Annotated in this window: 11 protein-coding genes and 2 tRNA genes; 12 read left to right on the top strand and 1 reads right to left on the bottom strand. The window is 42.8% G+C overall.

What is annotated here, in order from left to right; genetic code table 11:
• Positions 1 to 104 precede the first annotated feature (104 nt).
• Complete coding sequence (gene greA / locus C9J42_RS13445; protein ID WP_107207277.1) at positions 105 to 578, top strand: transcription elongation factor GreA; 474 nt, start codon at positions 105 to 107, stop codon at positions 576 to 578.
• 123 nt (positions 579 to 701) lie between these two features.
• On the opposite strand, the gene yhbY is transcribed toward greA, so the two are convergent.
• Positions 702 to 998: a ribosome assembly RNA-binding protein YhbY gene (yhbY, locus tag C9J42_RS13440; protein ID WP_045128373.1), complete on the bottom strand. Its 297-nt coding sequence runs from the start codon at positions 996 to 998 to the stop codon at positions 702 to 704.
• A 212-nt stretch (positions 999 to 1,210) separates the two neighbouring features.
• Here yhbY and rlmE point away from each other — a divergent pair, with 212 nt between their 5' ends.
• The 11 genes from rlmE to rbfA all read left to right on the top strand — a co-directional run bounded on the left by rlmE (position 1,211) and on the right by rbfA (position 12,389).
• Positions 1,211 to 1,840 (top strand): 23S rRNA (uridine(2552)-2'-O)-methyltransferase RlmE, encoded by a 630-nt coding sequence (gene rlmE, locus C9J42_RS13435; RefSeq protein WP_005369560.1) that lies wholly within the window; start codon positions 1,211 to 1,213, stop codon positions 1,838 to 1,840.
• Between the two features lie 49 nt (positions 1,841 to 1,889).
• The gene (ftsH, locus tag C9J42_RS13430; protein ID WP_107207278.1) at positions 1,890 to 3,845 is read left to right on the top strand and encodes an ATP-dependent zinc metalloprotease FtsH; all 1,956 of its coding nucleotides are present in this window, start codon (positions 1,890 to 1,892) and stop codon (positions 3,843 to 3,845) included.
• Between the two features lie 67 nt (positions 3,846 to 3,912).
• Positions 3,913 to 4,746, top strand: coding sequence for a dihydropteroate synthase (folP, locus tag C9J42_RS13425; protein WP_107207279.1), 834 nt, complete (start codon positions 3,913 to 3,915; stop codon positions 4,744 to 4,746).
• Positions 4,747 to 4,812: 66 nt separating this feature from the next.
• Entirely contained in the window at positions 4,813 to 6,150 is a 1,338-nt protein-coding gene (gene glmM, locus C9J42_RS13420) for a phosphoglucosamine mutase (protein WP_107207280.1), read from the top strand.
• Between the two features lie 263 nt (positions 6,151 to 6,413).
• Positions 6,414 to 6,755 carry a preprotein translocase subunit SecG gene (secG, locus tag C9J42_RS13415; protein ID WP_107260501.1) on the top strand — a complete coding sequence of 114 codons (342 nt, stop codon included), beginning with the start codon at positions 6,414 to 6,416 and terminating at the stop codon, positions 6,753 to 6,755.
• 11 nt (positions 6,756 to 6,766) lie between these two features.
• A tRNA-Leu gene (locus C9J42_RS13410) sits at positions 6,767 to 6,851 on the top strand.
• A gap of 56 nt (positions 6,852 to 6,907) precedes the next feature.
• Positions 6,908 to 6,984: transfer RNA gene (locus tag C9J42_RS13405), tRNA-Met, on the top strand.
• A 188-nt stretch (positions 6,985 to 7,172) separates the two neighbouring features.
• A complete protein-coding gene (gene rimP / locus C9J42_RS13400; protein ID WP_005369547.1) occupies positions 7,173 to 7,628 on the top strand; it encodes a ribosome maturation factor RimP in 456 nt (151 codons plus the stop codon).
• A gap of 22 nt (positions 7,629 to 7,650) precedes the next feature.
• Positions 7,651 to 9,138 (top strand): transcription termination factor NusA, encoded by a 1,488-nt coding sequence (gene nusA / locus C9J42_RS13395; RefSeq protein WP_107207283.1) that lies wholly within the window; start codon positions 7,651 to 7,653, stop codon positions 9,136 to 9,138.
• Between the two features lie 26 nt (positions 9,139 to 9,164).
• Positions 9,165 to 11,897 (top strand): translation initiation factor IF-2, encoded by a 2,733-nt coding sequence (infB, locus tag C9J42_RS13390; protein WP_107207284.1) that lies wholly within the window; start codon positions 9,165 to 9,167, stop codon positions 11,895 to 11,897.
• 93 nt (positions 11,898 to 11,990) lie between these two features.
• Positions 11,991 to 12,389 carry a 30S ribosome-binding factor RbfA gene (gene rbfA, locus C9J42_RS13385; protein WP_105059538.1) on the top strand — a complete coding sequence of 133 codons (399 nt, stop codon included), beginning with the start codon at positions 11,991 to 11,993 and terminating at the stop codon, positions 12,387 to 12,389.
• The last annotated feature ends 1 nt before the right edge of the window (position 12,390 follow it).

Below are 12,390 nucleotides of genomic sequence, written 5' to 3'. Positions count from 1 at the left end.
GATAAACATCGTGACATATACACTGTTAGCTCAATCACGATTGGGCTAGCTTTTTTATTTCCTGAAATTGGCGTGCGCTATCAGGTTATTGAGGTAATTTATTTATGGAAAAAGTGCCAATGACTGTACGTGGCGAACAAAAGCTACGTAGTGAACTTGAAGTATTGTTGAAGCGTCGCCCTCTTATTTCTCAGGCGATCGCAGAAGCACGTGAGCTTGGCGACTTAAAAGAAAATGCGGAATACCATGCGGCTCGTGAAGAGCAAGGTATTTGTGAAGCGCAAATTCGTGATATTGAATACAAACTATCTGTTGCTCAAATTATTGATGTAACTACGATGCCAAATACAGGCAAAGTGATTTTTGGTACTACAATCACTTTGCTAGATTTAGATACCGAGAGTGAAGTGACATACTGTATCGTGGGTGATGATGAAGCGAATATTAAGGAAAACTTAATTTCAGTGAATTCACCAATTGCACGTGGTTTGATCGGTAAGATGGAAGGTGATGAGGTTGCGATTACCACGCCTGGCGGTCAAAAAGAGTTTGAAATTGTAGAAGTGAAATACATCTAATAATTTTAATGATGATTATATTCATCAGAAAATATAATCACTAAAATAGGTGATATCGATTAGCAATTAATGCATTTTTTTGTATTAATAATAGATACAAAAAAGGCCGCTAGGCGGCCTTTTTTATTTACGAGGAAGCTCGATTTTACGATCTTCACTCTGGCGGTAAAGAACTAACGTTTTACCGATAACCTGCACTTTTTCAGCTTTAGTTTCGCGAACGATAGCGTCGACGATTAAAACTTTAGTTTCACGATCTTCAGTAGCAACCTTAACTTTGATCAATTCATGATGGTTAAGTGCAATTTCAATTTCAGCCAATACAGCTTCTGTTAGGCCGTTTGCACCCATAAGTACAACTGGTTTTAGATTGTGAGCAAGACCTTTTAGGAATTGCTTTTGTTTGGTGCTTAGATTCATGATGACTCTATTTTTTTGGTTATTAGGGTTGAAAACGTGACATTCTACCGCCATCTAGACTAGAAGACTAATTTGTTTGCATTATGACAGCATGAAAATTTGTAGTGTTTGAGTTGTACTGCACATTTTGATTGTACATTTTAATGAATTAGATGCGATAAAGCCTTTGGCAGACGTATACTTAACAAGTATCTCAACTCATTAGGTTAGGCATGAGTAGAAAAAAACAATCCGGCAGTTCTGGCCGCTGGCTAAAAGAGCATTTCGACGATAAATATGTTCAGGAAGCACAAAAACGTGGTTATCGTTCACGTGCTTTCTTTAAAATTGAAGAAATTCAGAACAAAGATAAGTTATTAAAACCGGGCATGACAGTGGTTGACCTTGGTGCTGCACCAGGTGGTTGGTCACAATATGCGGCAGAAATTGTAGGTAGTGAAGGACAAGTCATTGCTTGTGATATTTTGCCAATGGATTCCCTTCCAGGTGTTAGTTTCCTGCAAGGTGATTTCCGAGAAGAGGCTGTGTTAGATGCACTATTGGACCGCATTCAACCAGATATGGTTGACGTGGTGATGTCTGATATGGCACCTAATATGAGTGGTAATCTTGCATCCGACCAACCGAGAGCGATGTATCTTGTTGAGCTTGCATTAGATATGTGTCGACAAGTACTTGCGCCGAATGGCAGTTTTACGGTAAAAGTTTTCCAAGGCGAAGGCTTTGACCAATATCTAGCTGAAATTCGTAGTATGTTCAAAGTGGTTAAAATTCGTAAACCAGATTCCTCGCGAGATCGCTCGCGTGAAGTCTATATTGTGGCTACAGGTTACAAACTGTAGTAATCTACATTCATCTTTTAGTTATCGCGAGGTTAACACCTTGAGTGACATGGCAAAAAACTTGATTTTATGGTTAGTCATTGCCGTTGTTCTTATGTCTGTATTCCAAAGCTTTGGAACCAACAGTAGTAAAGCAAGTGGTCAAGTAGACTATACGACATTTGTCCGTCAAATCGGTCAGGATCAGATAAAGGAAGTGCGATTCAATGATCGTGAAATCACTGTAACCAAACGTGATAATGCGAGCTATGTAACATACTTACCTGTCGCTAATGATCCTAAGCTGTTAGACGATCTAATTAACGCTAACGTAGCTGTTTCTGGTACACCACCTGAAGAGCCTAGCCTATTGGCTTCAATCTTCATTTCGTGGTTCCCAATGCTTCTATTAATTGGTGTTTGGATATTCTTTATGCGTCAGATGCAGGGCGGTGGTGGCAAAGGTGCCATGTCGTTCGGTAAATCTAAAGCGCGTATGATGAGCGAAGACCAAATCAAAACAACGTTCGCCGATGTGGCTGGTTGTGATGAAGCGAAAGAAGACGTTAAAGAACTGGTTGATTACTTACGTGATCCAAGCCGTTTCCAAAAGCTAGGTGGTAAAATCCCAACAGGTGTGTTGATGGTTGGTCCTCCTGGTACAGGTAAAACGTTACTTGCAAAAGCGATTGCAGGTGAGGCGAAAGTACCGTTCTTTACTATTTCTGGTTCTGACTTTGTTGAAATGTTTGTTGGTGTTGGTGCATCTCGTGTGCGTGACATGTTCGAACAAGCAAAAAAGGCTGCGCCTTGTATCATCTTTATCGATGAAATCGATGCGGTAGGTCGTCAACGTGGTGCTGGTGTAGGTGGTGGTCACGATGAGCGTGAACAAACACTGAACCAGATGCTAGTTGAGATGGATGGTTTCGAAGGCAATGAGGGTATTATCGTTATTGCTGCAACGAACCGTCCCGACGTACTAGACCCAGCATTACTGCGTCCTGGTCGTTTTGACCGTCAAGTAGTGGTAGGTCTTCCTGATGTACGCGGTCGTGAGCAGATCCTTAAAGTTCACATGCGTAAAGTGCCACTAGATGGTGATGTAAATCCATCATTGATTGCTCGTGGTACACCAGGTTTCTCTGGTGCTGATTTAGCAAACCTTGTTAACGAAGCGGCATTATTTGCTGCCCGTGGTAACAAGCGTACTGTTTCGATGGTTGAGTTCGAATTAGCGAAAGATAAGATCATGATGGGCGCAGAGCGTAAATCAATGGTTATGTCTGAAGATCAAAAAGAATCAACTGCGTATCACGAAGCAGGTCACGCAATTATTGGTCGTTTAGTACCGGATCATGATCCTGTATATAAAGTATCGATTATTCCACGTGGTCGTGCGCTAGGTGTAACGATGTACTTACCCGAGCAAGATCGTGTAAGTCACTCTCGTGAGTTCTTGGAGTCAATGATCTCAAGTCTTTACGGTGGTCGTTTAGCTGAAGAATTGATTTACGGCGTAGATAAAGTATCAACAGGTGCATCAAATGACATTGAACGCGCAACTGATATTGCACGTAAGATGGTGACTCAGTGGGGCTTCTCTGAGAAGTTAGGTCCATTACTTTATGCTGAAGATGAAGGGGAAGTCTTCCTTGGTCGTTCAGTTACACAAAGTAAGCATATGTCTGATGACACTGCAAAACTGATTGATACTGAAGTTCGCACCTTAATTGATCGTAACTATCAACGTGCTCGTCAAATTCTAGTTGATAATATGGATATCATGCATGCAATGAAAGATGCATTGATGAAATATGAAACTATTGACGCAGGTCAGATTGATGACTTGATGGAACGTAAAGCAGAAATCCGTGCACCGAAAGGTTGGTCGGATAATGACGATACAATGAAACCATCAGGTAAAGAAGCACCTGAAACTGAATTAGCACCTGATGAGCCAATTGGCGATGGTATTGATGCGTTGACGAAAGAAGACGATACCGATACAAAACCTCAGGCTTAATTTAGCGTTGAATAAAAACCCTGGCCTCGGTCAGGGTTTTTTTTATCTTAATAAAATGGAATAGCAGATGCAGTTAACCAGTCGTAATAAAAATTTAGAACTATCTACCCCACAGGTCATGGGAATTTTAAATGTTACGCCAGATTCATTTTCTGATGGTGGAAAGTTTAATCGTATTGATTATGCGCTCAATCATGTGGAAAGCATGCTGCAAGCTGGCACATCCATTATTGATATCGGTGGTGAATCAACGCGACCTGGTGCTAAAGAGGTGGCACTTAGTGAAGAGTTAGATCGCGTGGTACCGATCATTGAAGCTATTCGTCAACGTTTTGATTGTTGGATTTCAATTGATACCAGTAAAGCTCAGGTCATGAAAGAGGCGGTAAATGCAGGGGCCGATCTGATTAATGATGTACGTGCGTTGCAAGAGCCTAATGCATTAGAGGTTGCCGCAAAAGCCAATGTGCCGATTTGCTTGATGCATATGCAAGGCCAGCCTCGTACAATGCAGCACCAACCGAATTATAATCATCTTATTCAGGATGTTTCTGATTTTCTGAGTGAGCGAATTTCAGCGTGTGAAAATGTTGGAATTTCACGTCAGCAGTTGATCCTAGATCCTGGTTTTGGGTTTGGTAAAACGCTTGAACATAATTATCAAATGTTAGCGAAATTTGAACAATTTCATCAATTTGGTTTACCTGTATTAGCCGGGATGTCACGTAAATCAATGATATTCAATTTATTAGGTAAGCCACCTGCTGAATGTCTCGCGGGAAGTTTAGCTTGTGCTACCATTGCAGCAATGAAAGGTGCGCATATTATTCGAGTTCATGATGCTAGAGAAACAGCTGAAGTCATGAAAATTTATAATATGGTACTGCAACAATCGAAATAAAAGTGAATTGTGATGTGTCATTAATTTGTTCGTCACTGAAGTATTCAATATAGCTAGGAGCAAAACATGTCTGAACGTAAGTTCTTTGGTACTGATGGTATTCGTGGTTTAGTCGGTGAAGCACCAATTACACCAGACTTTGTAATGAAGTTAGGGTGGGCTGCTGGCCGCGTATTATCACAAACGGGGACAAAAAAAGTCTTAATTGGTAAAGATACCCGTATCTCTGGCTATATGTTGGAGTCAGCTTTAGAAGCAGGCCTAGCTGCAGCTGGTTTAAAGGCCGCATTCACTGGACCAATGCCAACACCAGCAGTTGCTTATCTCACTCGTACGTTCCGAGCAGAAGCTGGTATTGTTATTTCCGCTTCTCACAATCCTTATTATGATAATGGTATTAAATTCTTTTCAGCTCAAGGTACTAAATTACCGGATGATATTGAACTTGCAATTGAAGCTGAAATGGAAAAACCATTAACCTGTGTTGAATCAGCATTGCTTGGTAAAGCTTATCGTATCGATGATGCAGCTGGACGCTACATTGAATTTTGTAAAGGGACTTTTCCAACACATTTAAGCCTTGAAGGTTTTAAGGTTGTTGTTGATTGTGCTCATGGTGCAACTTATCACATTGCACCCAAAGTATTTTCAGAGTTAGGGGCCGAAGTGATTGCTATCGGTTGTGAGCCTAATGGTGTGAACATTAACGATAAAGTAGGAGCAACGGATGTTGCTGCGCTTCAGGCTAAGGTACTTGAAGAAAAAGCGGACTTTGGTATTGCATTGGATGGTGATGGCGATCGTGTGATCATGGTTGATGAGTTAGGTAATAAAGTTGATGGTGACCAAATAGCCTACATTATTGCTCGTGATGCATTACGTCGTGGCGAACTAAAAGGGGGCGTTGTTGGTACATTAATGACAAATATGGGCATGGAAGTTGCTCTTAAGAATTTAGGCATTCCATTTGTTCGCGCAAAAGTAGGCGATCGTTATGTAATGGAAGAGCTGCAGAAGCAAGATTGGTTGATTGGTGCAGAGAACTCTGGTCATGTCATTTTGCTTGATAAAGTGACAACAGGCGATGGTATTGTTGCAGGTCTTCAAGTAATGGCATCAATCGTTGCAAGTAAGATGAGCTTAAAAGAGCTTTGTGATGGTATGGTTATGTTCCCTCAAGTACTTGAGAATGTACGTTTCAAAGGGACTTCTGATCCATTAAAGTCTGATGAAGTTATTACTGCAACTAAATTAGTTGAAGAAAAGTTAGGTGATAATGGTCGCGTATTGTTACGTAAGTCAGGCACTGAGCCATTAATTCGTGTTATGGTTGAAGGACAAGATGCGGCTGATGTTCAGCAATATGCTCTTGATATTGCAAAAGCAGTAAAAGAAAACTGTTAATTTGCATTTTGCGATAAATTTCAATTACGAATTTTATCGCACAAACAAGAAGGCAGGGTAGCGTGATACTCTGCCTATATTTTTATGTCGACTTCGTTTTGGCTAAATGTTGTGCAAGTGGTGTGGTGTAAAGCATTTTTCATCAAATATTACTTGTCACTACGATAGGGTTTCGCTAGTATTCAGTCGCTCCTTGGAAGATGGAGTGCGCTGGCCCTGCCTAGAGCAAAGCTGGCATAGCAATTTAACCATAGGTGGAAGCCATGTACGAAATTCTACTTGTGATTTATCTTGTCGCCGCGCTTGGTGTGATTGGCCTAGTTTTGGTTCAGCAAGGTAAAGGCGCAGATATGGGAGCCTCATTTGGGGCTGGAGCATCAGGCACATTGTTTGGCTCTAGCGGTTCCGGTAACTTTTTAACCCGAATGACAACAGTTTTGGCTGCAATTTTCTTTGTTATCAGCCTTGTTCTTGGCAACATGAGTGCAAAACAAGCAACAGAGGGAAGTAGTTGGGATAACCTAACTGCACCAGCGACAACACAACCTGTTGTTGAAAAAACAAAAACTGAGAAGGCGCCATCAACTGATGAGATCCCTCAGTAATTAAAGATTTAGCCGAGATGGTGAAATTGGTAGACACGCTAGCATGAGGTGCTAGTGCCGCAAGGTGTAGGGGTTCAAGTCCCCTTCTCGGCACCATTATACTGGTTACTTGAAAAAGTAACGCCCGAACGATATAATCGTTAGAATTCGGACGCGGGGTGGAGCAGCTTGGTAGCTCGTCGGGCTCATAACCCGAAGGTCGTTGGTTCAAATCCAGCCCCCGCAACCACTTTCCTGAAAATAAACTATTCTTAAATACGAATGTTTGTTTTCTTACTGAGGCAGATTTATAGAGTCTCGGTAATCAGGGTCCAGTAATAAAAAACCCCGTAATTCGGGGTTTTTTATTATCTGAAACATGACCATTCAGGTATCTACTGGGCTTTATGCCCTTTTTTTGTTTCCAGGGGGGTTGTTTTGACAGCTTTAGAGACACAATTAACCGAAATGCTTGAACCATCAGTATTAGCTTTAGGCTATGAACTGGTAGGTTTAGAGTTCATTCGTGCTGGTGAGCACTCCACACTTCGCGTATTTATTGACCATGAAAATGGTATCAATGTTGATGATTGCGCAGAAGTTAGTCGCCAAATAAGTGCCGTAATGGATGTTGAAGATCCAATTACTGTTGCTTATAACTTGGAAGTATCTTCCCCTGGATTGGAAAGACCACTATTCAAAGCAGCACATTATCAACAGTTTGTTGGCCACGAAGCTAACATAGTGTTAAAAATGGCGATGGGTAACCGTCGTAAGTGGAAAGGTGACATTGTCGCAGTTGAAGGCGAATTGATCACACTTAAAGTAGATGGCAATGAAGAGTCCTTTGCACTGAGCAATATCTCTAAGGCCAACCTGGTTCCAAAATTCTAACCGCTAAATTGGGGCATTAGAAATGAACAAAGAAATCTTGGCTGTCGTAGAAGCGGTATCCAACGAAAAAGCTGTTCCTCGTGAGCGTATTTTTGAAGCATTAGAAATCGCACTTGCAACGGCAACGAAAAAGAAACATGAAGCAGAAATTGATGTACGTGTTGCAATTGATCGTAAAACTGGTGAGTTTGAAACTTTCCGTCGCTGGAAAGCGGTAGAAGAAGTGACTCAGCCAACGCTTGAGATTACTCTTGAAGCGGCACAGTTTGAAGATCCAACAATTGTTGCTGGCGATTACGTTGAAGATGATATTGAATCGGTAACGTTTGACCGTATTACGACACAAACTGCAAAACAAGTTATCGTACAAAAAGTACGTGAAGCTGAGCGCGCTCAAATTGTTGAGCAATTTATCGATAATGAAGGTGAGTTAATCACTGGTATCGTTAAAAAAGTAAACCGTGATGCGGTTATTATCGATCTTGGTAATAATGCTGAAGCTGTTATCCAGCGTGATGATCAGCTTCCACGTGAAAACTTCCGTCCGGGTGACCGTGTACGTGGTCTGCTATACAAAGTTGCGCCAGAAGCGCGTGGCTTCCAGTTATTCATGACACGTTCTAAGCCAGAAATGCTTTCTGAGCTATTCCGTATTGAAGTGCCAGAAATGGGCGAAGAGCTTATTGAACTAATGGGCGCTGCTCGCGATCCTGGTTCACGTGCAAAAATTGCAGTAAAAACTAACGATAAACGTATTGACCCAGTGGGTGCGTGTGTTGGTATGCGTGGTGCACGTGTTCAAGCGGTTTCTGGTGAGCTTGGCGGCGAGCGTATTGATATCGTGCTTTGGGATGAGAATCCAGCGCAATACGTGATCAATGCGATGGCTCCGGCTGAAGTTGATTCAATCATTGTTGATGAAGATAACCATACGATGGATATCGCAGTGCAGAAAGATAATTTAGCACAAGCGATTGGTCGTAGTGGTCAGAACGTGCGTCTGGCTTCTCAACTTACTGGTTGGGAACTAAACGTAATGACGGTTGAAGATCTTCAGAAGAAGCACCAAGAAGAAGCGAAAGAGTCAATTGAAGTGTTTACTAAGCACCTAGATATTGATGAAGAATTCGCAACGGTATTGGTTGAAGAAGGTTTCACTACATTAGAAGAAATTGCTTACGTTCCAGTAAGTGAGCTAATGGATGTTGATGGTCTTGATGAAGAGACTATCGATCAACTACGTAGTCGTGCAAAAGCTGCATTAACGACACTTGCGCTTGCTAAAGAAGAATCGCTTGACGGTGCTGAGCCAGCTGAAGACCTATTAGGTCTTGAAGGCCTTGAGCGCGAGTTAGCATTTAAACTAGCAGCAAAAGGTATTTGTACGCTTGAGGATCTTGCTGATCAGGGAACTGATGACTTGACCGATATCGAAGGCGTGGACGATGCAAAAGCGGGTGAGCTAATTATGGCTGCACGTAATATTTGCTGGTTCAGCGACGAAGCGTAATCAATATAAAGCAAGGGAGGAGCATTATGTCAGAGGTTACCGTTAAAACATTGGCGGAAGAAATTGGTACGCCAATTGACCGTTTACTTCAACAGCTCTCAGAGGCAGGTATTGCTAAGAAAGCTGATGAAAATGTAAGCCAAACCGAAAAGCAGGCGTTACTTAACCATCTCCAAAAAGAGCATGGAGGTAACAGCAATACTGACGGCGCTCCAAATCGTCTTACTTTGCAACGTAAGACACGCAGTACGCTGAGCGTGTCTGGTAGCGGCGGCAAGAACAAAAATGTTCAAGTTGAAGTGCGTAAAAAGCGCACTTACGTAAAACGTTCAGCTTTGGAAGAGGAACAACGCGCAGCGGAAGAAGCTGTGAAGCGTGAAGCCGAAGAAGCCGCAAAACGTGAAGCGGAAGCTATTGCCAAAAAAGCAGCGGAAGAAGCTGCAAAACGTGAAGCTGAAGTAGCAGCTAAGCGTGCCAAAGAAGAGCAGAGTAAAGCAGAAGAATCTGCAAAACGAGAAGCGGAAGAAAAAGCAAAGCGAGACGCAGAGGAAAAGGCGAATCGTACCAAACAGGAAAAGCGTAAAGCTGAAGAGAAAGCTTTACGCGCTGTTGCTGACAAACAGGCTAAACTAGATGCTGAGGCACTACAGCGTCGTCTGGAAGAGGAAGCCAAGCGAAAAGCCGAAGAAGAAAGTCAGCGCCAGCTAGAAGAGGCTCGCAAGATGGCAGAACAGAATGAAAAGAACGGGGTAAAACCTGATCAAAACGTAAGTATGGAAAAATCTGATTACCATACAACGACATCAACTTACGCACGTGCTGCGGAAGATGAACAAGACCGCAAAGAAGAAACTTCTCGCCGTCGTAAGAAGAAAAAGCCAGCTGCTAAGCAAGATGAGCGCGGTGGCCGTGGTGGCCGTAACCAACGTGGTCGCGGTAAACCTCAAATGAACAAGCCAAGCTCAATGCAACATGGCTTCGACAAAACAGCGCAAGTTGCTAAGCAAGACGTTGTTATTGGCGAAACAATAGTTGTTTCTGAACTTGCTAACAAGATGTCTGTAAAAGGCGTTGAAGTTATCAAGGTGATGATGAAGATGGGCGCTATGGCGACTATCAACCAAGTTATCGACCAAGAAACAGCAGCACTTGTTGCTGAAGAAATGGGTCACAAAGTTATTCTACGTAAAGAAAACGAGCTTGAAGAGTCAGTGCTTTCTGATCGTAACGCAGATGACCTAGCAAAAGTTTCTCGCGCGCCTGTTGTAACTATCATGGGTCACGTTGACCACGGTAAAACATCAACACTTGATTACATCCGTAAAGCGCACGTTGCTTCTGGCGAAGCCGGTGGTATTACTCAGCACATCGGTGCATACCACGTTGAAACTGACAACGGTATGATCACTTTCCTTGATACTCCTGGACACGCAGCGTTTACAGCTATGCGTGCTCGTGGTGCTCAAGCGACAGATATCGTTGTACTAGTGGTTGCAGCTGACGATGGTGTGATGCCTCAAACAATCGAAGCAATCCAGCACGCGAAAGCGGCAGGTGTTCCTTTGATCGTTGCGGTAAACAAGATCGATAAAGAAGATGCTAACCCAGATAACGTTAAAAACGAGCTTGCTCAATACGACGTTATTCCTGAGGAGTGGGGCGGTGAGAACATGTTTGTTCACATCTCTGCGAAACAGGGTACAAACATCGAAGGCTTACTAGAAGCTATTCTACTTCAGTCTGAAGTACTTGAACTAACAGCAGCCTCTGAAGGCATGGCTAAAGGTGTGGTTGTAGAATCACGTCTTGATAAAGGCCGTGGTCCTGTAGCGACTGTTCTTGTTCAAGAAGGTACGCTTCATAAGGGCGATATCGTTCTTTGTGGCTTAGAGTACGGTCGTGTTCGTGCGATGCGTAACGAACTAGGTCAAGAAATCGAAGAAGCGGGTCCATCTATCCCTGTAGAGATCTTAGGTCTTTCAGGCGTACCAGCATCTGGTGACGAAGCGACTGTTGTACGTGACGAGCGTAAAGCACGTGAAGTTGCACTTTACCGTCAAGGTAAATTCCGTGATGTTAAACTAGCTCGCCAGCAGAAAGCGAAACTAGAGAACATGTTCTCTAACATGACAGCTGGTGAAGTTGCAGAGCTTAACGTTGTGCTTAAGGCTGACGTTCAAGGTTCTGTAGAAGCTATCGCAGATTCTCTACGTAAACTTTCTACTGATGAAGTTAAAGTGAATATCGTAGGTTCTGGTGTTGGTGGTATTACTGAAACTGACGCAGTACTTGCAGCAGCTTCTAACGCTATCGTGCTTGGTTTCAACGTTCGTGCTGATGCGTCTGCGCGTCGTACTATCGAAAATGAAAACCTAGACTTACGTTACTACTCAATCATTTACCAGCTAATTGACGAAGTTAAAGCGGCAATGGGCGGTATGCTTGCTCCTGAATTCAAGCAAGAGATCATTGGTCTTGCTGAAGTTCGTGACGTATTTAAGTCACCTAAGATTGGCGCAATCGCTGGTTGTTTGGTAACTGAAGGTACTATCAAGCGTAACAACCCTATCCGTGTTCTACGTGATAACGTAGTAATCTACGAAGGTGAGCTTGAGTCACTACGTCGCTTTAAAGATGACGTTAACGAAGTTAAGAACGGCTACGAATGTGGTATCGGCGTTAAGAACTACAATGATGTTCGCGTTGGTGATCAGATCGAAGTTTACGAAATTGTTGAAATTCAGCGTACTCTTGATTAATTATCAACGTCGCTAACTGATTCAACAACATGATTATGGGGAGCTTCGGCTCCCCATTCTTTCAAGAGCCCTATTCTTAGAGAGAGCAACAAAATGGCAAAAGAATTTAGCCGTACCCAACGTGTAGCACAGCAGCTACAAAAAGAATTAGCTGTAATTCTACAGCGTGAAATCAAAGATCCAGCGATCGCAATGACAACGATTTCAAGCGTTGATGTATCACGTGATATGAATTACGCCAAAATCTATGTGACGTTTTTCCCAATCGGTGAGCAAACCGCTGAAGGTAGCCTAGAAGCATTACGTGAAATGGCGCCTTACATTCGTTCACTATTAGGTAAAGAGATCCGTTTACGTGTAACACCTGAGCTGAACTTTATTTTTGATCAGTCTCTAACAGAAGGTATGCGTATTTCAAACCTAGTATCGAAAGCGGTACGTGACGATGAAGATCGTCGTGGTGATGAAGACGAAGAGAAAGGCGAGGAATAAG

It is taken from the genome of Photobacterium sp. GB-56, assembly GCF_003026105.1.
Classification (GTDB): Bacteria; Pseudomonadota; Gammaproteobacteria; order Enterobacterales; family Vibrionaceae; genus Photobacterium.
The sequence above is the reverse complement of the archived record's forward strand: the minus strand, read 5'-3'. Positions and strand labels throughout refer to the sequence as shown.

What these genes read in the sequence shown, in the direction of transcription:
- greA (WP_107207277.1), top strand. Translation starts at nt 105, where the DNA reads ATGGAAAAAGTGCCAATGACTGTACGTGGCGAACAAAAGCTACGTAGT.
- yhbY (WP_045128373.1), bottom strand. Translation starts at nt 998, where the DNA reads ATGAATCTAAGCACCAAACAAAAGCAATTCCTAAAAGGTCTTGCTCAC.
- rlmE (WP_005369560.1), top strand. Translation starts at nt 1,211, where the DNA reads ATGAGTAGAAAAAAACAATCCGGCAGTTCTGGCCGCTGGCTAAAAGAG.
- ftsH (WP_107207278.1), top strand. Translation starts at nt 1,890, where the DNA reads ATGGCAAAAAACTTGATTTTATGGTTAGTCATTGCCGTTGTTCTTATG.
- folP (WP_107207279.1), top strand. Translation starts at nt 3,913, where the DNA reads ATGCAGTTAACCAGTCGTAATAAAAATTTAGAACTATCTACCCCACAG.
- glmM (WP_107207280.1), top strand. Translation starts at nt 4,813, where the DNA reads ATGTCTGAACGTAAGTTCTTTGGTACTGATGGTATTCGTGGTTTAGTC.
- secG (WP_107260501.1), top strand. Translation starts at nt 6,414, where the DNA reads ATGTACGAAATTCTACTTGTGATTTATCTTGTCGCCGCGCTTGGTGTG.
- nusA (WP_107207283.1), top strand. Translation starts at nt 7,651, where the DNA reads ATGAACAAAGAAATCTTGGCTGTCGTAGAAGCGGTATCCAACGAAAAA.
- infB (WP_107207284.1), top strand. Translation starts at nt 9,165, where the DNA reads ATGTCAGAGGTTACCGTTAAAACATTGGCGGAAGAAATTGGTACGCCA.
- rbfA (WP_105059538.1), top strand. Translation starts at nt 11,991, where the DNA reads ATGGCAAAAGAATTTAGCCGTACCCAACGTGTAGCACAGCAGCTACAA.